22 protein-coding genes, 4 pseudogenes and 1 riboswitch are annotated in these 19,842 nt (G+C 41.8%); of the genes and pseudogenes, 7 read left to right on the forward strand and 19 right to left on the reverse strand.

What is annotated here, in order from left to right; translation table 11 throughout:
- Positions 1-13: 13 nt before the first annotated feature.
- The 4 genes from yhbY to BTA31_RS10825 are packed head-to-tail and all read right to left on the reverse strand — an operon-like array spanning position 14 to position 2,776.
- Positions 14-304, reverse strand: coding sequence for a ribosome assembly RNA-binding protein YhbY (gene yhbY, locus BTA31_RS10810; RefSeq protein WP_043928340.1), 291 nt, complete (start codon positions 302-304; stop codon positions 14-16).
- A complete protein-coding gene (gene aroE / locus BTA31_RS10815; RefSeq protein ID WP_043928341.1) occupies positions 298-1,134 on the reverse strand; it encodes a shikimate dehydrogenase in 837 nt (278 codons plus the stop codon). Before aroE ends, yhbY begins: the two co-directional genes overlap by 7 nt.
- A 19-nt stretch (positions 1,135-1,153) precedes the next feature.
- On the reverse strand, positions 1,154-2,254 hold the full coding sequence (gene yqeH, locus BTA31_RS10820) for a ribosome biogenesis GTPase YqeH (protein ID WP_043928342.1): 1,101 nt from the start codon (positions 2,252-2,254) through the stop codon (positions 1,154-1,156).
- A gap of 3 nt (positions 2,255-2,257) precedes the next feature.
- Complete coding sequence (locus tag BTA31_RS10825) at positions 2,258-2,776, reverse strand: YqeG family HAD IIIA-type phosphatase (RefSeq protein WP_020452282.1); 519 nt, start codon at positions 2,774-2,776, stop codon at positions 2,258-2,260.
- Between the two features lie 368 nt (positions 2,777-3,144).
- Between BTA31_RS10825 and sda the strand changes: the two genes are divergently transcribed.
- On the forward strand, positions 3,145-3,285 hold the full coding sequence (gene sda, locus BTA31_RS10830) for a sporulation histidine kinase inhibitor Sda (protein WP_003183713.1): 141 nt from the start codon (positions 3,145-3,147) through the stop codon (positions 3,283-3,285).
- A gap of 114 nt (positions 3,286-3,399) precedes the next feature.
- Here sda and BTA31_RS23020 read toward each other — a convergent pair whose 3' ends face one another.
- The 4 genes from BTA31_RS23020 to BTA31_RS10845 form a co-directional block, all read right to left on the reverse strand.
- Positions 3,400-3,555, reverse strand: coding sequence for a hypothetical protein (locus tag BTA31_RS23020; protein ID WP_023855260.1), 156 nt, complete (start codon positions 3,553-3,555; stop codon positions 3,400-3,402).
- Between the two features lie 77 nt (positions 3,556-3,632).
- Positions 3,633-4,364, reverse strand: a complete 732-nt coding sequence (locus BTA31_RS10835) for an SGNH/GDSL hydrolase family protein (RefSeq protein ID WP_043928343.1) — start codon at positions 4,362-4,364, stop codon at positions 3,633-3,635.
- Between the two features lie 144 nt (positions 4,365-4,508).
- Positions 4,509-5,270: a GNAT family N-acetyltransferase gene (locus tag BTA31_RS10840; RefSeq protein WP_076791476.1), complete on the reverse strand. Its 762-nt coding sequence runs from the start codon at positions 5,268-5,270 to the stop codon at positions 4,509-4,511.
- A gap of 31 nt (positions 5,271-5,301) precedes the next feature.
- Positions 5,302-5,673: a Na-translocating system protein MpsC family protein gene (locus BTA31_RS10845; protein ID WP_043928345.1), complete on the reverse strand. Its 372-nt coding sequence runs from the start codon at positions 5,671-5,673 to the stop codon at positions 5,302-5,304.
- Positions 5,674-5,979: 306 nt separating this feature from the next.
- Here BTA31_RS10845 and fdhF point away from each other — a divergent pair, with 306 nt between their 5' ends.
- Together fdhF and BTA31_RS10855 are read left to right on the forward strand one after the other, a co-directional pair.
- Entirely contained in the window at positions 5,980-8,919 is a 2,940-nt protein-coding gene (gene fdhF, locus BTA31_RS10850; RefSeq protein ID WP_076791479.1) for a formate dehydrogenase subunit alpha, read from the forward strand.
- A gap of 21 nt (positions 8,920-8,940) precedes the next feature.
- Positions 8,941-9,420 (forward strand): helical membrane plugin domain-containing protein, encoded by a 480-nt coding sequence (locus BTA31_RS10855; protein ID WP_043928347.1) that lies wholly within the window; start codon positions 8,941-8,943, stop codon positions 9,418-9,420.
- A gap of 66 nt (positions 9,421-9,486) precedes the next feature.
- Here the strand turns inward: BTA31_RS10855 and BTA31_RS10860 are convergent, their stop codons facing one another.
- The gene (locus BTA31_RS10860; protein WP_154495329.1) at positions 9,487-9,666 is read right to left on the reverse strand and encodes a hypothetical protein; all 180 of its coding nucleotides are present in this window, start codon (positions 9,664-9,666) and stop codon (positions 9,487-9,489) included.
- Between the two features lie 291 nt (positions 9,667-9,957).
- Here BTA31_RS10860 and sigK point away from each other — a divergent pair, with 291 nt between their 5' ends.
- Positions 9,958-10,683, forward strand: coding sequence for an RNA polymerase sporulation sigma factor SigK (sigK, locus tag BTA31_RS10865; RefSeq protein WP_003183729.1), 726 nt, complete (start codon positions 9,958-9,960; stop codon positions 10,681-10,683).
- 218 nt (positions 10,684-10,901) lie between these two features.
- Here the strand turns inward: sigK and BTA31_RS10870 are convergent, their stop codons facing one another.
- The 7 genes from BTA31_RS10870 to BTA31_RS10900 all read right to left on the reverse strand — a co-directional run bounded on the left by BTA31_RS10870 (position 10,902) and on the right by BTA31_RS10900 (position 16,969).
- Positions 10,902-11,495, reverse strand: coding sequence for a GNAT family N-acetyltransferase (locus tag BTA31_RS10870; RefSeq protein WP_076791483.1), 594 nt, complete (start codon positions 11,493-11,495; stop codon positions 10,902-10,904).
- Positions 11,485-11,916 (reverse strand): MarR family winged helix-turn-helix transcriptional regulator, encoded by a 432-nt coding sequence (locus BTA31_RS10875; protein WP_239693173.1) that lies wholly within the window; start codon positions 11,914-11,916, stop codon positions 11,485-11,487. The genes BTA31_RS10870 and BTA31_RS10875 overlap by 11 nt, the downstream gene beginning before the upstream one ends.
- A 746-nt stretch (positions 11,917-12,662) precedes the next feature.
- A complete protein-coding gene (locus BTA31_RS10880) occupies positions 12,663-13,898 on the reverse strand; it encodes an HAD-IIA family hydrolase (protein ID WP_076791489.1) in 1,236 nt (411 codons plus the stop codon).
- A gap of 11 nt (positions 13,899-13,909) precedes the next feature.
- Positions 13,910-14,728 (reverse strand): bifunctional hydroxymethylpyrimidine kinase/phosphomethylpyrimidine kinase, encoded by an 819-nt coding sequence (gene thiD, locus BTA31_RS10885; protein ID WP_076791491.1) that lies wholly within the window; start codon positions 14,726-14,728, stop codon positions 13,910-13,912.
- Positions 14,729-14,742: 14 nt separating this feature from the next.
- The gene (locus BTA31_RS10890; RefSeq protein WP_076791494.1) at positions 14,743-15,501 is read right to left on the reverse strand and encodes a class I SAM-dependent methyltransferase; all 759 of its coding nucleotides are present in this window, start codon (positions 15,499-15,501) and stop codon (positions 14,743-14,745) included.
- Positions 15,501-16,508, reverse strand: coding sequence for a thymidylate synthase (locus BTA31_RS10895; RefSeq protein WP_076791496.1), 1,008 nt, complete (start codon positions 16,506-16,508; stop codon positions 15,501-15,503). The genes BTA31_RS10890 and BTA31_RS10895 overlap by 1 nt, the downstream gene beginning before the upstream one ends.
- Before the next feature lie 14 nt (positions 16,509-16,522).
- Positions 16,523-16,969: a nucleoside 2-deoxyribosyltransferase gene (locus tag BTA31_RS10900; protein WP_076791499.1), complete on the reverse strand. Its 447-nt coding sequence runs from the start codon at positions 16,967-16,969 to the stop codon at positions 16,523-16,525.
- 77 nt (positions 16,970-17,046) lie between these two features.
- Positions 17,047-17,150: riboswitch (TPP riboswitch) on the reverse strand.
- 333 nt (positions 17,151-17,483) lie between these two features.
- Between BTA31_RS10900 and BTA31_RS10905 the strand changes: the two are divergent.
- Positions 17,484-17,789, forward strand: a pseudogene (locus BTA31_RS10905) (sigma factor-like helix-turn-helix DNA-binding protein); the annotation flags it as partial.
- Between the two features lie 591 nt (positions 17,790-18,380).
- Here the strand turns inward: BTA31_RS10905 and BTA31_RS23280 are convergent.
- Positions 18,381-18,500 (reverse strand): annotated as a pseudogene (locus tag BTA31_RS23280) (sporulation protein); the annotation flags it as partial.
- A 50-nt stretch (positions 18,501-18,550) separates the two neighbouring features.
- Here BTA31_RS23280 and BTA31_RS10915 point away from each other — a divergent pair.
- Together BTA31_RS10915 and BTA31_RS23630 are read left to right on the forward strand one after the other, a co-directional pair.
- Positions 18,551-18,969 (forward strand): annotated as a pseudogene (locus BTA31_RS10915) (beta-ketoacyl-[acyl-carrier-protein] synthase II); the annotation flags it as partial.
- A gap of 245 nt (positions 18,970-19,214) precedes the next feature.
- Positions 19,215-19,343 (forward strand): annotated as a pseudogene (locus BTA31_RS23630) (PaaI family thioesterase); the annotation flags it as partial.
- Here the strand turns inward: BTA31_RS23630 and BTA31_RS23635 are convergent.
- Both BTA31_RS23635 and BTA31_RS23180 read right to left on the reverse strand, forming a co-directional pair.
- On the reverse strand, positions 19,341-19,580 hold the full coding sequence (locus BTA31_RS23635; RefSeq protein ID WP_338152955.1) for an NPP1 family protein: 240 nt from the start codon (positions 19,578-19,580) through the stop codon (positions 19,341-19,343). The pseudogene BTA31_RS23630 and the gene BTA31_RS23635 sit on opposite strands and share 3 nt — an antisense overlap.
- Before the next feature lie 25 nt (positions 19,581-19,605).
- Positions 19,606-19,842 (reverse strand): hypothetical protein (locus tag BTA31_RS23180; protein ID WP_204513339.1); only part of this gene is annotated, 237 nt, incomplete at its 5' end.

Here is a 19,842-nt window from a genome sequence, read left to right on the forward strand (position 1 = left end):
CCACCTTTAAGCGTTAAGGAAGCTCAATTTTTTTATTTTCTTTTGACTCCTTATATAGCACAATAATGTTTCCGATCGTCTGCACCAGTTCAGCGCGCGCTCCACCCGCCAGCGCTTCGGCTACTTCCTCTTTAGGCTGCTCGCAGTTTTGCAGCACGCTCACCTTGATCAATTCCCTGGCTTCAAGAGCTTCACTGATTTGTTTGATCATATTGTCGTTGACTCCGCCTTTGCCGACTTGAAAAATCGGTGACAGATGATGCGCTTCCCGGCGCAAATAGCGTTTTTGTTTTCCTGTTAGCATGATTTTCCTCCTAGTTGTTGCAATACAATTGATTTCATTTTTTCCATATTCGGCTCATGTCCGGTCCACAGCTCAAAGGCAAGGGCCGCCTGGCCGATGAACATGCCGACTCCGTCCAATGTTTTCAAGCCTTTTGCTTCAGCCTCCTGCAGCAGGGCCGTTTTCAGCGGATTGTAGATAATATCGCATACAAGGCACGTTTCTTTCGCATTCGTCAATGAAAGCGGGGCAGCTTCGATGTTCGGATGCATCCCGACCGACGTTGTTTGAATCACGATATCATATGCTGACAAGTCTGCTTCCGCTTCCTGCAACGACAAGGCTCGTGCCTCTCCTTCAAAACGCTGAGTGAATGCCAGTGCCTTTTCAGGCGTACGATTCGCAACGTCCAGCCGCTTCGGCGTTTCGGCTGCCAGAGTGGTAAATATCGCCCTCGCCGCACCGCCGGCTCCGATCAACAGTATCGAGAGCTCAGAAAGCGGACGATCAAGGGATGGTTTCAGCGATTTAAGAAACCCTGCTCCATCTGTATTATATCCGACCAGCCCTTCTTTTTCTCTTCTGACAGTGTTTACCGCCCCGAGAGCTTCGGCGCTTTCATCAATACGATCGAGATGCTTCATGATCGCTACTTTATGGGGGACGGTCACATTAAACCCTTGAATGCCGAGGGCCCGCATGCCTTTCACAGCATCTTCAAGATCTTCGTTTTCCACGCGAAAAGCGTGATAATGCCCTTCTAAAGAAAGATCCTGCAAAGCCGCATTATGGATGTCCGGAGACATGGAATGAGCCACCGGATTGCCAATCAGTCCGTATATCGGTTTCATAACTCTCTCCCCTTAGCACTTATATTAGAGATCTGCGCAAAAACACGTGAACGCCTTTAGGGGCGTGGGCGACAATTTTTTGGTTCGCCTCTTGGACGGTTACCCAGCCGAGGCCTGAGAATACAACATCCGTTTTCGGTTCTTTAATTGTAAACGTATGTTTGACAAGCTCCGGAAACGAGTCAAGATCTTCTTTTGCAGGGGGAGCGAGCATTTCCCCAGCGTGCTTTTCATACAGCTGATCCGCGTTTTCAAGCTTTGTTCTGTGGATGTTGAGTTCATTCGGCATATAGCATACAAACGAAGACCTGCCTCCGCTTGCATAATCAAGCCGCGACAATCCGCCGAAAAACAGCGTCTGTTCTTCGTTCAGCTGGAAAGTCCGGGGCTTCAGTTCCTTTTTCGGCGTCAATATTTTCAGATCGCGTTTCGCGACATAGTGCGCCATTTGATGATGGTTGATGATTCCCGGCGTATCATACATCGCCGATCCGTCATCCAGAGGAATTTCAATCGCATCAAGCGTCGTCCCCGGATATTGGGATGTCGTGATAATGTCGTCTTCTCCGGAAACCTCTTTAATAATCCGGTTGATAAATGTGGATTTCCCTACGTTCGTACATCCGACGACATATACATCTTTGCCTTGTCTGTAATGTTCGATTGCGTCGATTGCATCTTTCATCCCCTGCCCGCGCCCGGCGCTGACGAGCAGCACATCAACGGGCCTTAAGCCAAGCTCTTTCGCTTCACGCTTCATCCAGTTCACAAGGCGCTCGCGCTTGACTGATTTAGGAAGAATATCTGCTTTGTTTCCTATTAATAAGATGGGATTGCCTCCGACAAAGCGGTTTAGTCCGTTGATCCAGCTTCCGTTGAAATCAAAGATGTCGACGATTTTCACGATGAGCGAATCCGTTTCTCCGATGCCGTGCAGAATTTTCAAAAAGTCATCGTCCGTCAGTGAAACATCCTGAATTTCGTTATAATTTTTCAATCTGAAGCAGCGCTGGCAGATGACGTTATCTTTTAACAGCGATGCTTCAGGCGCGTAGCCCAGTTTATTTTTATCTTCGGTTTGAATGGCGACTCCGCATCCGATACAAACTACCTTTTCCATTCTTTAATCCTCCCACTGAATATGGCCTTTCCGTTTTAAAGCACTGAGAATTCTGCGTTCCACCTGGCGGTTGAAACGCGTAAAAAAGCCGTCGGAAGCAGCCACAGGCACGACAAGAATGGTATGGAACCCATTGCGGTTCCCTCCCAGCACATCTGTCATGAGCTGATCTCCTATGACAACGACGTCTTCTTTTTTAAGACCCATATTTTTGACGGCTTTTCTGAAAGCTCTGCCCATCGGCTTTTTCGCTTTGTAAATAAACGGAATATTAAGCGGTTCAGAAAATATTTTGACGCGTTTTTCATTATTATTAGAGACAATTGTCACTTTAATGCCGTGCTCTTTCATCTCTTCAAACCACTCGATAAGACGCGGTGTCGCACTCGGCCTGTCCCATTCTACAAGCGTGTTGTCCAAATCCGTAATAATCCCTTTTACATTGCGCTCTTTTAGTTTTTCAGGGGTAATATGAAAAATATTTTTTACAAATTCATCCGGCAAAAAAAACTTTTTTAACACAAAGCCGCACCCTTTCCTTTCAATTACTGCTTCTTTTTTCAATGTGTCGAATCAAATCTAAAAGTGTCTTAAAAAATCGGCTGTCCGAAAAGTTTTCGACATATAATAGGATTCTTCAACAGGTGTGGATAAAATTACACACAGTATCCACTCATATTTCATCGACCTTTTATTAAATTATAAACATGATACCCACAAGTTATCCACTTTTTGGTGTGGATAACAGAACGATTGTTCTTGCCCAATATTCATGATAGATTATAGGTACTTCAAACAAAGATCATATAACTTAACATTTTATGCTTATTCCAAACAGGTTATTCCAATTTTTATGAGGAGGTGTCTTCCCCATTAAATGGGTACCGAGTATGAAAAAGCTGTCTGATGAACTTTTAATAGAATCATACATTAAAGCAAATGAGATGAATTTGAACCGCGAATTCATCGAGCTGATTGAAACCGAAATCAAAAGAAGGTCGCTCGGTCATCTGCTTTCCGTCTCTTCATAGCTCAAGCACTCCCGGGCGCTCTTGCTGCTTTTTTTCACTTAGGTTGATATTATATCACTTGAATAATACGCTTACTACTGTTTTTCATGAAAAAACACCTCTCTAAAAGAGGTGCTATTTGAAGAATCCGTGAGGACTAAGCCAGTAGAACCCGCCGATGACCAGCAGGACGACTAAAAGGACGACAACGAACGCATATCCGTATGCGGCGCCTGCATATCCGGGATAAGCCGGGTACGAACACGGACCAGCGGGAAAAGGATATCCCATCGCATCATTCCTCCTTTGGACTGTTATAGTAACAGCCTATGAAGAAAAAGGAGAAATGGCTAGGCCTTTTACTTAAATCAAGAAGTTTTTATGACTTTACTTTCATTAATTCCTTCAAAAATAATTCGCGCGCCTTTTGGGGTTAAGTGATTTCCCGATGGGTCGATAAACCCCGAATGGATCAGCTTCTCATCTGTAGCTCCGCCTGCTTTTTTCACGATGTTTTTCCAGTTGTCGATTAGCGGAACATCAAGTTCACGCGCCGTTTCCCTTGTGACGTCATTATAGGAATCGTGCCATTTACGCGCTCCTCCGTATTTTTCAAACGAAGCAGCCCGGTATCTTGCATAATAAAAGATGTTGTCCCCGCTTCCTTCGACGATCGGCAGGCACGTCATTAATATCGGCTCTATCCCGCGGCGGCGGCTTTCTTTAACAAAATAATAGAGGTTTTCTTTAAACCTTTTTTTAGATACGCGCGGCAGCCCTTTCGCAAGAATTGCTGCATCATTTGTTCCGAACATGATAAAAAGATATGCCGGCTGCTTATCCAGCACATCCTTCCTGAACCGAAACCTGGCGTCTTCCGTCGTTTCTCCACCTATTCCTGCATTATTTATTTTGTACTGCCCTTGAAGGGAAGTCTGAAGTAAATTGACCCACTTTTCCGCTTTTGGATAATCGCGAAATTGCCAATTTGAGCCGCGTGTATTGCTGTCTCCAAATGCTACGACTTTTCTGGGATCGTCCTCTCCGCAGCCTGAAAGCAGAAGCAGAAAGACGAGGACCATCACCAAGCTTTTTTTCATTCGTTCCACCTCCAAAAGCCAATACTACGATCATATAGGAGAGAAGCCGCACTTTCAACGGGAGAAATCTCTGTCATCCTGCAAGCGTTTAGTCCTTGCTATGCCTTTAACCTGTCCCCACTGTTTAAAAACATTCGTATTGGTTCACGGTTTTCCGACAAATAAAGAATAAGTTTTGACAGGTCGAAATCCTAATTTTTCAGCGAGACGGAGCGATGCGTCGTTTTGCCGGTCGCAATCCCAGCGCGGTTTCAAGCGGTTCTCTAGTGCATGCGCGATAAAGGCGCTGGCGCAGCGGACTGCAAACCCCCGCCCCCTGTAATCCGGGTGTGTTGCGATATCAACTTCGGCAAAGCGTTCCGAACAAAAAATGGTGACACATTCACTGGCGGTCACACCATCATGCAACACTTTAAACCCGAAACCGTTCTTCAAAAAACGGCTGGTCTCTCCCCAATACTCATCAGCGTATTTTCCAGTAAAATTCGCGCTTTTTTGAAGGTCATCTTCAGAAAATCTTTCAACCCCATCAAATGCTGCGCCTCGATTACGATCCTCTTTTCCGAGGAAAAATGACACGCGCTCCATTTGCTGCAGCGGATCGCCAAGCCCCCCGATTAAAAAGGCGTCCCATTCTTCAGAAGCCGAAAACACGGTAAAGCGTGCTCCGTTCCTCTGTTCATTCAAATAATGAAGCCACTCGCTTCTTCCGCTGCCCGGAACGTTTCCAGCGACATAATAAATCCCGGAAGTTGTCCGAAAAAGAGCTGTGGCCGGTGTGAGGAAATCATCGACATAGACGTTTCCTTCGATGATTCCTTCGGCTATCGCATGTGCGAATGTCGGGCTTTCTTCCGTTAACAAAACCTTTGCTTTTCGTTTTTCACTCGATTTCAGTTCAATCATCATGACTCCCCCTCGAACTTGAGGCAGATCGTCAAGCCCCGCTCGCTGATTCGGTGCCGTCTTCAATATTGCCGTCAAAGATAAAAACAGACACCGCAATATCCTCCTGAATTTTAATGTCTGTAAAAAGGTGCTCCAGCTTCGCTCCGATGAGCTGCTCCATTCCTTCCGGGACGTGATTGGAGTAGTGTTTCTGAATCAAGGTCGTCCTTGCCGCATGCACCATCTCCCTTCCCTCTGATGTACTTGCGATAAATTGCTCGCTCGCCGTCAAATTGCCGTACAGTGTCGAAACTGCCATATTGTCGACAAAGACCGTGCGAATCCGTTCAGGCCCCTTGCCAAACAGCTCTTTTCGAAGCTTGCGGATCATATCGTTGAATTCATGGATTTTTTTAGACATCATGCATACCCCTTCCGTTTAAACCTTCCACCTGTCTCGATGTCCCCTTAGACATTTCACTTGGTTAAAATTTTCCTATTCTATTGAATTATAATCAATATCACTTTATAATAAAAGCCGGGCTGATGGATTTATAATACCGTCGTGTTATGAATCTATCGAATTCTGACAATATAGGATTGGTCTGTTAGTAAGCTTTGCTAGTAAACTATTCCGCCATGTATGTTTATACCGCTTTCCGCACCGGGATCGGTATATATGTACATGGCTTTTTTGAGTTTGAAAACATGATGGAGGGAAATGAAGATGGACGGAAAGCCAATCAGTGTCCGGATAGACGGCAAAGAAATTGAAGCAGCGGCCGGGGCAACCGTTTTAGACATATTGAACAAAAACGGGTTTGAACACCCGCAAATATGCCATGTTCCAGAGACGGATCCTATTCAAACGTGTGATACGTGTATTGTGGAAGCAGATGGAAAATTAAAACGGGCGTGCTCCCTGCGGGCAGAAGACGGAATGACAATCAACCTGTCGGGAGAACAGGTCAAAGCAGCACAAAAAGAAGCAATGGACCGCCTGCTCGAAAACCATTTGCTTTATTGTACGGTATGCGACAACAACAACGGCAACTGTACGCTACATAATACCGCAGAAATGATGGGAATCGAAGAGCAGAAGTACCCTTACACACCTAAAGAAGACCCGTCTTGCGCAGTCGATATGTCACACCCCTTTTACCGCTATGATCCGAATCAGTGCATCGCATGCGGACAATGTGTTGAAGTGTGCCAAAACCTGCAAGTCAATGAGACGCTCTCGATTGACTGGGAGCGTGAACGGCCGCGGGTGATCTGGGATGAAGGCGTTTCAATCAACGAGTCCTCATGCGTCAGCTGCGGGCAGTGTGTCACGGTTTGTCCGTGCAATGCGTTAATGGAAAAATCAATGCTTGGAAAAGCCGGTTTTATGACAGGCATCAAACCGGATGTCATGGAGCCGATGATCGACCTTGTCAAAGATGTAGAGCCGGGATACAGCAGCATCTTTGCCGTTTCAGAAGTCGAGGCGGCGATGCGTTCACAGCGGATCAAAAAGACAAAAACAGTCTGTACATTTTGCGGTGTCGGCTGTTCATATGAAGTATGGACAAAAGGCCGTGACATCTTAAAAATTCAGCCTGTGTCAGAAGCTCCTGTCAACGCCATTTCGACGTGCGTGAAAGGGAAATTCGGATGGGATTTTGTCAATGCGGAAGAACGTTTAACCAAACCGCTGATCCGTAAAAATGACGAATTTGTCGAGTCAACTTGGGAAGAAGCGCTTGACTACGTCGCCCGCAGATTAGGCTCGATTCGGGAGCAGAGCGGAAAAGACGCCGTCGGGTTTATTTCGTCTTCAAAGATCACGAATGAAGAAAACTACTTGATGCAAAAGCTGGCGCGGCAAGTATTTGGCACTAACAATGTCGACAACTGCTCGCGGTACTGCCAGTCTCCGGCAACAGACGGATTGTTCCGCACAGTCGGCATGGGCGGCGATGCAGGCACCATTCGAGACATCGCGAAAGCAGGCCTCGTCATCATCGTCGGCGCCAACCCGGCCGAAGGCCACCCGGTACTGGCAACCCGTGTGAAGCGCGCCCATAAGCTTCACGGACAAAAGCTGATCGTCGCCGACCTTCGCAAAAACGAAATGGCCGAACGCTCGGATCTGTTCATCAGACCGCGGCAAGGAACTGATCAAGTATGGCTGATGGCCGTGACGAAGTATATGATCGACCAAGGCTGGCACGATCAGGCGTTTATCGAAGAAAACGTCAATTTCTTTGAAGAATATAAGCAATCGCTTGAGACATACACCCTTGAATATGCAGAAAAAATCACAGGCATCCGTAAACAGACGCTGATCCAAATCGCTGAGATGGTCCGCGACGCCGACGGCACGTGCGTCCTCTGGGGGATGGGAGTCACCCAAAACACAGGCGGTTCCGACACGTCCGCCGCGATTTCAAACCTGCTTTTAGCTACCGGCAATTACCGCCGCCCGGGCGCTGGAGCGTACCCGCTCCGCGGCCATAACAATGTCCAGGGCGCCTGCGATATGGGGACGCTTCCCGGCTGGCTTCCAGGATATCAGCATATTACAGATGACAAAGCACGGAAAAAGTTCGAACAAGCTTACGGCACAACAATCGACGAGAAACCCGGACTTGACAACATCGAAATGCTGCACGCCGTTGAAGAAGGCAAAATGAAAGCCATGTATATCGTCGGAGAAGATATGGCTTTAGTCGATTCAAACGCAAACCGGGTTCATGACATTTTATCAAGCCTTGATTTCCTTGTGGTTCAAGATATGTTCCTTTCGAAAACAGCCCAATACGCCGACGTCGTTCTGCCTGCGTCAGCTTCACTTGAAAAAGATGGAACTTTTACAAACACGGAAAGACGCGTCCAGCGATTGTATCAGGCGCTTCCGCCGCTCGGAGACGCAAAGCCCGACTGGGTCATCATTCAAGATATCGCAAACCGGCTTGGAGCTGACTGGCATTACAGCCACCCGGGAGACATTTTTTCAGAAATGGCAAGCCTGTCTCCGCTGTTCGCCAAGGCGGATTATGACGCAATTGAAGGATGGAACAGCTTCCTGTGGGGCAGCCTGACCGGAGAAAGCACGCCTCTTTTGTATGAAGACGGCTTTAACTTTCCTGACCGGAAAGCGCGCTTTGCCCTTGCAGACTGGACAGAGCCTGCCGAATTTCCTGAAGAATACGACCTTCACATTAATAACGGCCGAATGCTGGAGCATTTTCACGAAGGCAATATGACGAACAAATCGGCAGGCATCCAGGCGAAAGTGCCGGACGTCTTTGTTGAAGTCTCGCCTGAGCTCGCCAAAGAACGGGACATCTGTGACGGATCGCAGGTCAGACTGATCTCGCCGTTTGGCGCCGTAAAATTAACCGCGCTAGTGACAGACCGGGTCAGAGCGAACGAATTGTATCTGCCGATGAACTCGACAGATAAAGAATCTGCGATCAATTTCTTGACTGGTCCCGCAGTAGATGCGCGCACCAATACACCTGCTTACAAGCAGACCAAAGTGCGTATGGAAGTGCTCGGCGCATGTGCAGCACCGCCGCTTCCAAAAACAAATCCGCGCAATAAGAAGCGCCATCCGCAAAACGGGGCTGAAGTCGAGCGGAAATGGAAGCGTCCGGGGTACGTTCATTTAACAGACTAAATCAAAAGGAGGTCATCACATATGGCAGCTCCCATCACCGCCATCCACAAAGAAGATAAATCTGAGGAGCAAATGAAGCTTGAAAAACTGGAAGAACTCAAAACCCTTTTGGCTGAACAGGAAGCCGCCGTTTCAAAAACGATGAAGCTTCTCGGCGAACTGAACGGCCTCGGGGTTCTTGATGCCGCAGACAGCATGATCGGCGCGAAGGAAGACATCGCCAAAATCGTCCTCGGCCAGCTGTCTAAAGAGCCAGCCAAAAACCTGATGAATACAGCCATTGCAGCAGGCGGCGCTCTCTCCAAAGCCGAACCGGAAGTCATGGGGAAACTGGTAGAAAGCATCGTCGCCGGTACAAAACAAGGAGAGGACTTTTTAAAAAGCGATAAAAAAACCGGGGTCCTCGATCTGCTGAAAGCTATGAACGACCCGGACATCAATCGCGCCGTCGGATTCGGCCTGCAATTTTTAAAAGGCATGGGAAAAGCACTGAAAGAATAACCAATAAGAAAACCGGCTCATCATTTGAGCCGGTTTTTTTGATAGAAGCACTCGCTTTCTATCGCCTCATTTACTGTGTGTTTCATCTTTTTTATTCAGCGATTCTTTTAAAATATTAAAAACTGCCACCGCAATAACGACAGTCATTAAACCTGTCGTCAGCGGGTTTGGGAAGGTTTCCTGAACTCCGATCATGACCACGCTCAGCACAATCAACGAAAGTATGAAAAGACGTTTGTTTTTCATCTGCCGCACCGGACTGACTGATTGATAACGTTTACCCTATGGTGAACCGTCCGGCACCCTCACCCCCTTACCTTTATTATCCCGCTCTTGTTAACTTTTGTAAACAATTAAAAAATGGAAGCGATTGCACCAGTAGCCATCACCGGCGAAAACAAGCGGCCGCATGCCGAACAGAATGCCGGAATATTTGGCAGTCCGGCAATTTTGCCGCGTACAGACACAGACATCCCCCCTCCCACATACATTTACATATAGGCTTCTGCCTACATACATTTTGTGGAGGTGCCGTTAATGACAGGTGTTTTTGCAGCGCTCGGTTATGTCATCAAGGAACTCGTTTTTTTAGTATCATATGTGAAAAACAATGCCTTTCCACAACCGCTGTCAAGCAGTGACGAAAAAAAGTACTTGGAGCTGATGGCCCAGGGGGATGAACACGCGAGAAACATGCTGATCGAGCATAACCTCCGACTTGTCGCCCATATCGTCAAAAAATTCGAGAACACAGGCGAAGATGCAGAAGACCTGATTTCCATCGGAACGATCGGGCTGATCAAAGCGATCGAAAGCTATTCAGCCGGAAAAGGAACGAAGCTCGCCACTTATGCGGCACGTTGTATAGAAAACGAAATTCTCATGCATTTGCGCGCATTGAAAAAAACGAAAAAAGACGTCTCCCTCCATGACCCGATCGGCCAGGACAAAGAGGGCAACGAAATTTCGCTCATCGATGTCTTAAAATCGGAAAACGAAGACGTCATCGACACCATCCAGCTCAACATGGAGCTTGAAAAAGTGAAAAAATACATCGACATCTTGGACGGCAGAGAAAAAGAAGTCATCGTCGGCCGCTTCGGCCTTGATTTGAAGAAAGAAAAGACGCAGCGGGAGATTGCGAAGGAGCTTGGGATTTCGCGGAGCTATGTGTCGCGGATTGAAAAGCGCGCGCTGATGAAGATGTTTCATGAGTTTTATCGGGCGGAGAAGGAGAAGCGGAAGAAGGCGAAGGGGAAATAATGTCATAGAAGCCGGTCTAAAACTCCGGCTTCTTTTCATTCCATTAGGCCCTCAACATAGTAAATCCGTATCATTGGTTATGGAAGCTTGTTTTCACTACAATCCTTATATTCATTTGCCATCATTTCTATACGTTTATATCAATTATGGTTAAAAAATGGTGAGCCAAAACAATATCCGTCCTAACTTTCCCATCTAGATGTAGGGTTCTTTTAATTTTATCGATTTTTAAGTGTAAATGTAGACAAAGGCACTCCGCAAATTCGATAAACACGATTGTACAAATTCCGATAAAATTTAAGCCAGTCCTGATTAGGAGGATTAAAATTGGTCATCACTCGAATAGCATAACCAAAATGACTAAACTTCACATCATCAATAAGATGAAAATCATTCCTTTGATAAAAAGTGATGCGACGAGTCTGAATCGCCAATTCTTCTTCGCTCTTCGCCGTTTCAGGGTCTTCCACTTCTAAAATGAGGCCATTCTCTGCTATTCCATTCAAACGAGCAAGAAGAACACTACCTAATCCAGTCGAACGGTACTCAGGCAAAACTGCAAGAAATAGAACATGTATACAATTCAACTTGGGCACATCTTGATATAGAGCATATCCAAATATGTCAGACCCATTCGTGAGATATACCGGGTGTAAAATACCTTTTTTTATAGCAGAGTTTATGATTCTTGAAGGAAAAGTACCCTTCAAGAAAGAAAAATCCATGTAAACATAGTTGAATAGAGTTTGGAGATTATTAATAGGCACTTTTTGAAGGTAGATATCATTGTGATTCAATACATTACTTTTCATACTTATCCCCTCTCGTATAATGCTTTTGAATAATTTCAAGCATTTCTGTAAATGCCTTAATTTCTTCCTTGCTATAAGTCTGTTCAATTTCTTTCGTGGCAGCTAGTAAGGAATCGTCAATTCTTATATAATCTTTAGCAACTGCAGGACTGACTTTCAAGTAGCTTACACGTTTATCTGTTTTACTAGGTGTTTTGATTACCAAACCTTTAGAGACTAACTCATTAATTTTCACAGTTACAGCTGAACGAGCCACATGGAGTGTATCAGCTAAAAAACTAGCTGTACAATTTTCGTTGTATAGAATCATCTCTAAATATAATAAGCTGTTATAGGTTAGGTTCTTATAGACATTATCTTTATTCATTGCACGGAGATTTTTCAAAGCCCATTCGTAATACGATTTATCTAGTGCATGCATGAGATTCACCAAATCACCCCTAAGTAATTAAGTCAATTTAATTATAATCACTTAACTAAATTTAATCAACTGATACTCCTTATGAGACGACTTCTGTTCTAGACTAAGTTTTATCTAATTAATGATACCAAATACAGAGATTGAATAATGTAAAAGCACAAATAAAAAAGATACCAACACTGCTTGGTATCCCCTCATATATGGAAATTGATTTTCTTTCTATATATTAAAATAAAAACTCTTAAATTGGGAAGAATAATCTTCCCATTCCAAATAAAGTTGTTTTGGGATTGAATAATTATAATATAAAAAACCATACCGAGATGTTTTGGTATGGTTTTCTAAGTTAGACCCTCAACATAGTGAATCCATATCATTGGTTATGAAAGCTTATTCTCATTACACTCGTATATTCACTTTGCACCATTTCTTTACGTTTATATGAATTATGGTTAAAAAATGGAGAGCCTAACGTTCCCAATTCGGCATGCCAGTCTTTTTTCATTTTGCAATTCTTTGTTTTTTCCGATCCTATATTTCAAACGTGGAGGCCCATTCAATCTCTATGTTTGCATAAAGTTACATTCATTTTGTGTGCAAAATAGTCACTGATACTGCATCAAGGATAAACCTGTAGGGATGAAAACCAAAAAAGATACCAATTTAATCTTTGGCATCTTCTCTATTTGATTCCCTTTACAATTGTTAGCATATTTCATCTTACTAATAGAAAATATAAAGTTAACTTAACGAATAAAAGCAAGGTCTTTCTGTGCTAAGGCATCCTCCAACCACCTAGGGTGCATTGGCAGTAGATTTTCTGGTAACTCGTGGATATTAAAATACCTAATTTCTAAAGCCTCCTCTGTGGATTTTTTCAATTCTCCTCCAATCACTTCACATTGAAAACAGTTGGTAATAAAGTGACTGACTCTTCCGTCAGGGTAAATAAATGTCTGTGAGCTTGGATCTGAATAAACTCCAATCATTTTAGAGACTTTAACAGTTAATCCGGTTTCCTCTTTTATTTCTCTTATTATCGCTTGTTCAACTGATTCACCAGGTTCTACATGTCCTGAAGGTATGCCCCATTGACCATTATCAGCACGCTTCATTAATAAAACCGAACTTGATTCTTTGATTATTATTCCAGCGACTCCAGCTTTAACTTGTTCTGTCCATTGATAATCTGGTTTCTCACGTACTTCTATCATAACTTCACTATCGAACAAATACTTCAAATCGCGGATCACAACATCTGGATTTCTAAAGTCATGTTCTACAGGAAATAAAGTATTTTGATCAGAAACTAAGATAGAAGATATACCCATTCGGTTCGCTCCAATAATATCTGTCTCAGGTGTATCTCCAATCATGACGCATCTTTCTCTGTCTTCAAAGGACTCAAGTACTTTTTCAAATATTGAAGACTCCGGCTTTCCAATGATGATGGGCTCTTTATCTGCTCCCGTTTTAACAGCCTCAACTATGGCACCTGTAGCTGGAGCTGGTCCTTTAGCGGTGGGAAATGTTTTATCCCCATTTGTAGCAATAAATGAAGCCCCACTGCGGATGAGATTTACCGCCTTATGTATATCTTGAAAAGTAATATTGTGATCCCATCCAATGACAACAGCCTCTGCTAGGTCTTCTTCAAGATCAATACCAGCTTTTTGAATCTCGCTTTTAAGTTCATCATTTCCTAATATATATGCTCTCTTTATTCCAGCCTTAACAAGGTAATTAGCTGTTGCCCACCCCGAAGTAATCACTTCATCAATACTTGCTGAAAAACCGAGTTTATGAAGCCTTTTAACAATCGTTTCTCTTGTAACACAGGGATCATTCGTTAAAAAACGAATGGATTTCTTTTCTTCACGGAGGCGTTTTAAAGAAGAAACAGCTTCTGGTAAAGCTTTGTCTCCTATATAAATTACTCCGTCTAAATCGAATAAAAATACATCATATTTCTTATAGATCATCGTAACACTCCTTAAGTAGTTGTCTCTTGATTCATAATTGAGCGATACGCGAAATGATTTGTAGGCCCTTGTCCCTTCCCAATCCCTATAGGATGTTTAATGGCTGCTGAAATAAATTCTTTTCCAGTTGCTACTGATTCTGGTATACTGTGCTGCTTTGCTAGCTCTGCAGTGATGACAGCAGAAAAAGTACAGCCTGTCCCATGGGTATGTTTTGTATCAAAGCGAGGGGAAACAAATTCCTCGAAGACCTCATCAAAATACATAATATCACGAGCTTCTCCGTTCATATGCCCCCCTTTTACGACAGCACTCTTTGCCCCGTATACTTCCACAATTTCTTTAGCAGCATCACGCATCTGCTGTATCGTTTTTATTGATTTGCCGATGATTACTTCCGCTTCTGGAATATTTGGTGTAATAACAGTTGTTTGAGGTATTAATAATTTTTTCAAATGATTAACGGCATCCTTATGAAGCAGATGATGTCCGCTTTTAGCAACCATAACTGGGTCCATCACATACGATTGGATATTAGCCGCTTTTAATTTTTCAGCTATTAGTTCAATAATTTCCACACTTGCAAGCATACCGGTTTTTACAGCATCCGGTTTTATGTCTCCAATGACACAGTCTATTTGCTGAGATATATTATTCAGAGATACCTCCTCAAAACTTTTCACACCAAGTGTGTTTTGAGCAACAACTGATGTAATAACAGCCATTCCATATACTTGCTGCTCCTGAAAGGTTTTTAGGTCTGCATGAATTCCTGCTCCCCCAGTTGGATCTGTTCCAGCAATCGAAAGTGCTTTGTAGATATCCGTCAACTTATACTCCTCCTTTAGGTAGGTTTAACCGCTTCAAAAATGATAAAAGGCGGATATTCCTTTTCACTTTTCCAATTATTAAATTTAAATTTTTGTTCGATAGCCTTTAACTGCTCTCCGTCAATTTCCTTTAACGTTGGTTCTAGTAAAGTTACACTTTCAAAACCTGCACTAGATAAAAGCTTATAGTACATTGACTTCGGCCAATGAAAGTCATTTAAAATTAAATCCGCTTGTTCAGGAACATGAAGCCACTCATTTCTTTCTTCTCCATAAGAATATTCTTTCCCCGGTATTCCGTTGCGAAAGGTTGAAAATTCTATTCCAGTTGAATCAGGGTTGGTATCGAGTATAACAAAAGAAGCACCCGGTTTTAACACACGAAAAATTTCATCCATAATTCTTTTGATACGTTGATCACTCTCTGTATTAATAAAGACGTAACAGGCCATTGCAGCATCAACTGAATGATCTGGTAAGAAGGAAAGATTATCATGTTCAATTAAATGATAGTCAACATGTGGATGCTTTCTTTTTGTCTTTGCTATATCTAACATTTTACTTGATTCATCTACTGCGATTACATTGCAATCTATTCTGTCAGCTAACCTATATGCTACCTTTCCGGGACCACAGCCAAAATCGAGCACCTTTTTAATATCCGCTTTATCAAATTTACGAAAAACATACTCAAAACCTAATGTTTGTTCTAAAACGTCGTTATAAGCATCGAATTTACCAGCAACACTGTCTTCTTTCCAAGAAGTTTTCATTAAATTCCCTCCTTTTGTTTAGTTGAGAAGTAATTAAACCACTTATTTCTAACAAAAAATTGATAAATAGGAAGTAACCCTTGAAATAGAGAATGATCCATATCTCGTTTATAAGCAATATGCTGATATATACTGAAAAGTAAAAGAATCTGTTTCCAATATTCAGGTAAGTCTAGAGTTTCAATATCCTGCTTTGACATTGAAATTTGATCTTTTCTAAGCAAAACCTCATATTCTAAAACTGTTTCGATGAAGGCCCAATTATTCCCGGCAGGCATTTTAGGAAATTCAAAAGCCGCGATATCATTATGGGTTTTAGCTTCCTCAAGTACTGTTTTTGCCCATTCGTTGTCCGATTCGTAAATATGAATAGAACCAACATTATGGAAATATTCCCCGACTTCTAAACGAAGTTCTCTCGCCATTAATTCTTGCATAAATGTAAAAGAGAACAGATCACTAATCATTCCTCGAAATGCATCATTTGCACGCATTACGGAAGACATGTATAACTTGTTTTCTCTTATGAAAAATTGCAAACCGATTGTGCAAGAAACATCAATATTTCCAGAAACGAAGAGTTCCGAGGCATCGAATATTTGAATAAAAGCCCTTTTTGAATCAACGTCTTCTTGTGTCAAAAGATTTTTTATTCTATTCCATTGATTTAGTTTTGCGTTTCCAAATTCAAATATTTTAGGCCCATACGCAGTACCTGTTAATGTTTTTTTATTCATTGAATATAAAGGCATTTTTTTATTGTAATAACTAATAAAATCTAAGTTGTTATTCCCCGATAAATACCATAAAACTTCAGCAAAATTAAACACGATATTTGTTTTTCTAGAGGGTAAGTAAGTGACACGTTCTATTGGATTTTCAAGGGTCAGATGATAGTTCAATTGTTCTTTGCTTTTTTGTCCACGCGGTGAATTCAAAAATTCAGGGTTGTAATAGATGTCATACAGGGTTTCCATATATGCTTCATGAAAAGTTTTCTTTCTCATTTAGATTCCACCTTTTATTTCATAAGGATACTTTTAATCTTCTCTAATAAATCATCAGTATCTTTAAAATTTATGTATTCAACATCAGCTACTACATTTAACCCTTGAACTAAGAATGCGTAATCCCTATCATTTTCTAGTAATAACACTATCTTTTTTTTAAAGGCTGAAGCCCATCCAATTTCTATATGCGTTCCAGGAGAAGCTGGTGAGCCAGGAAAGGCTACAAAAAGGTCGCAAGTGCTTATTTCATCAAAATCAATTTTAGTGCATTGTTGGGGTGTCATGAAATCTTTCCCCCATCCTTCTCGCTTATGGGCATTATGAACTAACCATCCTTCATTTTCAAAAAAAGAAATTAATGACTCTAACTTTCCCCTTTCATGTAAACTCATCAATCCGGTATTCTCATCTACTAAACTTTTAAAAGGCCCTGCTAAAAAAACTTTTTTAGTTGTCACTTTAATATCATCCTTTCAAATAAATAAAGCCACTTTCATATGGAAAGTGGCTTAAATATAGATAAGATAAAAAAATCTCTCTAATTTTTTCACTTCCCTACGTTGGTGTTAACCAAATCAGGTTCAAAGGGTCAGGACTTATGTCTCTTCTCAGCTTCTAAAAGCTCCCCCAGTGGATAAAATATAAATATTTACTTTAATCCTAAACTATTCCATACCACTTGTCAAACAATGATAGGATTAACGTTGAACCCTACGTATCAACCGACAAAAGTTTTTTTGAAAGTTAATCATGAGTTGCATTTGATAGCATGTCATGGCTACGCCTAGAGAGATTCTCTAATGTAGTAGCAAAAAAATGCCGATATAGTTCGCTATTTTTTAATTAGTTTGAGTTTCCCATCAAGTAAAAGGATATTACCTAATAAAATTAACCGATAACAGTAAGCTCCCTAAAAAACAAGTTAATTCTTTATCTCTTTAACGCAACAAAAACGGATAACGTCTAGGAGTCAACGAAATTTCTTTAATGGATATCTTGAAATCTGAAAATGAGGATGTCATCGATACCATCCAGCTCAACATGGAGCTTGAAAAAGTAAAAAAATACATCGACATCCTGGACGGCAGAGAAAAAGAAGGCATCGTCGGCCGGTTTGGCCCTGATTTAAAAAAAGAGAAAACGCAGCGCGAAATCGCGAAGGAGCTCGGGATTTCGTGGAGCTATGTATCACGGATTGAGAAGCGCGCGCTAATGAAGATGTTTCATGAGTTTTATCGGACGGAGAAGGAGAAGCGGAAAAAGGCGAAGGGGAAATGATTAATAAACAGTTATGAGTAAACGCTTTGTGCATGGACATCAAATCGGCAAAGTGTCTGGCATTACTTTGCCGATTTTAATAACGCATTCTTAGCCTAATTTCCATTTAGTAAAACCCTCTTTAATTTGAATCTCCAATATTATTTAATATTTTAATGATTTTAATTGCTTTCATAACAAACATCCCCACCTCATCTCGTTAAATTACTCCATCCACTCAATTTATCTTCCTAACAAAAATCTGTTTAATCTTAAGAACAAGTGGATATTTCCACGTCTCAACTCTTTAATTTTAGATTAGTGAGAATCACCAGCTATTGACTTGTATTTCTTCCCCCGTCTACTATTTTGAACCAAATGAGAAATAAAAATGAATACAACATTAAAGTACGTTCATCATATGTAGCTTCTCCTTCTTGAGTAAGTCTATAAAATTTAAGATTTCCTTCGATTTCTTTTACATTTATTTTTACGCTTTCTATTTTTCTCTACTTTAGCTAGTTTACACCATCAACAGACAAATCCACCATATCAGGCGGGCGAATGAAGGCGCCCGTCCGATAACGGGTGATTCTTGTTACTCCTTCGAGTTTATACCACAACAAATAAAACTCTAGTTCCGTCTGGAAAATCATCTAACTGATGAGAAAACCAGGATCCCGACCCGCGGTTATCTGATGGCTCTATGTATTCAATATCGGCACCGACTCCGCACCTGAGTTTCATAAAATTTGGAATGAAAATGAGATAAGCTCTCATTACACCCAGAAGGTAAGGGTGCCTACTTAGCAATGAAAAAAGCATTGAGAAGTGCAAATATATCAACAGGTGAAATTGATGTTATTAGTGCTCATGCAACAAGTACACAAATAGGTGATCGTTCAGAAGTTCTAGCTATTAAGAAATTGTTTGGTGAAAATTCCCACAAAATTCTAACAAATGCAAACAAATAAATGACTGGTCACATGCTCGGTGCTGCTGGCGGAGTAGAAGCAATTGCTTCAGTGGAAAGTTTGAGACAAGAAATTATTCCTCGAACTATTAATGTAGAAAATCAAATCCAGATTGCGACTTAGATATTGTCTCAAAAACGCGAAATCTTCCAATGAAATATGGGCTATCAAATTCTTTTGGTTTTGGCGGACATAATTCAGCAATCGTGTTAAAGAATTATGATTGAAGATCCACCTTTATAATTCAGAGGTGAAATAAATGCATCTACCAAGGGTTTATCACCCTTGGTTTCAAATTTAGACTTGAAATCTATCCGGCTCTGAGAGCGTACAAATAAAAGGCTCTATTAAGAGAGGACAATTTTGAGTGATACAGAAAGTATATTAAACGACTAATACTGCTAACGATTTGAAATCTAATGAATGGATGGTGAATATATTGAACCACCACTTAGACGGTTTAAAGAAAATGATGACTGGTGAAATACCTGACTCTCCAGTTGCGCAAATTCTTGGATTTAAAGTGATTGAAGTTGAAGAAGATAGAGTGGTTATTGAGTTGGAAGCTTCTAAAAGACTTCATAATCCGATGGGTACGTTACACGGCGGAATATTGTGTGACATCGCTGACGCTGCTATAGGTTTGCTTTTGCCAGCAATCAAAAGGAACATTGGCAGAACCAAAGTCATGTGTATTCAGAGCTTTTCTTGCGGCGGGGGTCAAATCCTCCCATCCAATCAGCGGTTGCATACCGCCTTTTATGCTATCAACATATAAACTATGATTGATTGGCGCTTGAGGAGCATCGTATATAATTTTAAGATGATCTCCTTCCATATTTACACTAATTGGAGCTGCATTTTCAAACTTTCCATGACCGTTGAACGAGAGTACACTTGTCCAGTATTCTTGCTACTTTTGAGAATTCATTTCTCTTTAAGTTTTTTGTTTTAAGGTGTTTTGGCGTGTTTTTATGAAGATTAAAAAATGGACAAGAAATTTTATGAAATAAAAAAGCTTGTAGGAAAAAATATATTTTATCTCTACAAGCAAAAAACAACACGGCATAAACGATACTTGTGCCGTGTTGTTTTTTGCT

Source organism: Bacillus haynesii (assembly GCF_001969855.1).
Classification (GTDB): Bacteria; Bacillota; Bacilli; order Bacillales; family Bacillaceae; genus Bacillus; species Bacillus haynesii.

Bases quoted from the DNA above. Each gene is read 5' to 3' on its own strand.
- yhbY (WP_043928340.1), bottom strand. From the start codon at position 304: ATGCTAACAGGAAAACAAAAACGCTATTTGCGCCGGGAAGCGCATCAT.
- aroE (WP_043928341.1), bottom strand. From the start codon at position 1,134: ATGAAACCGATATACGGACTGATTGGCAATCCGGTGGCTCATTCCATG.
- yqeH (WP_043928342.1), bottom strand. From the start codon at position 2,254: ATGGAAAAGGTAGTTTGTATCGGATGCGGAGTCGCCATTCAAACCGAA.
- sda (WP_003183713.1), top strand. From the start codon at position 3,145: ATGAAAAAGCTGTCTGATGAACTTTTAATAGAATCATACATTAAAGCA.
- BTA31_RS23020 (WP_023855260.1), bottom strand. From the start codon at position 3,555: ATGGGATATCCTTTTCCCGCTGGTCCGTGTTCGTACCCGGCTTATCCC.
- BTA31_RS10835 (WP_043928343.1), bottom strand. From the start codon at position 4,364: ATGAAAAAAAGCTTGGTGATGGTCCTCGTCTTTCTGCTTCTGCTTTCA.
- BTA31_RS10840 (WP_076791476.1), bottom strand. From the start codon at position 5,270: ATGATTGAACTGAAATCGAGTGAAAAACGAAAAGCAAAGGTTTTGTTA.
- BTA31_RS10845 (WP_043928345.1), bottom strand. From the start codon at position 5,673: ATGTCTAAAAAAATCCATGAATTCAACGATATGATCCGCAAGCTTCGA.
- fdhF (WP_076791479.1), top strand. From the start codon at position 5,980: ATGGACGGAAAGCCAATCAGTGTCCGGATAGACGGCAAAGAAATTGAA.
- BTA31_RS10855 (WP_043928347.1), top strand. From the start codon at position 8,941: ATGGCAGCTCCCATCACCGCCATCCACAAAGAAGATAAATCTGAGGAG.
- BTA31_RS10860 (WP_154495329.1), bottom strand. From the start codon at position 9,666: ATGAAAAACAAACGTCTTTTCATACTTTCGTTGATTGTGCTGAGCGTG.
- sigK (WP_003183729.1), top strand. From the start codon at position 9,958: ATGACAGGTGTTTTTGCAGCGCTCGGTTATGTCATCAAGGAACTCGTT.
- BTA31_RS10870 (WP_076791483.1), bottom strand. From the start codon at position 11,495: ATGAAAAGTAATGTATTGAATCACAATGATATCTACCTTCAAAAAGTG.
- BTA31_RS10875 (WP_239693173.1), bottom strand. From the start codon at position 11,916: ATGCATGCACTAGATAAATCGTATTACGAATGGGCTTTGAAAAATCTC.
- BTA31_RS10880 (WP_076791489.1), bottom strand. From the start codon at position 13,898: ATGATCTATAAGAAATATGATGTATTTTTATTCGATTTAGACGGAGTA.
- BTA31_RS10890 (WP_076791494.1), bottom strand. From the start codon at position 15,501: ATGAAAACTTCTTGGAAAGAAGACAGTGTTGCTGGTAAATTCGATGCT.
- BTA31_RS10895 (WP_076791496.1), bottom strand. From the start codon at position 16,508: ATGAGAAAGAAAACTTTTCATGAAGCATATATGGAAACCCTGTATGAC.
- BTA31_RS23635 (WP_338152955.1), bottom strand. From the start codon at position 19,580: ATGGAAGGAGATCATCTTAAAATTATATACGATGCTCCTCAAGCGCCA.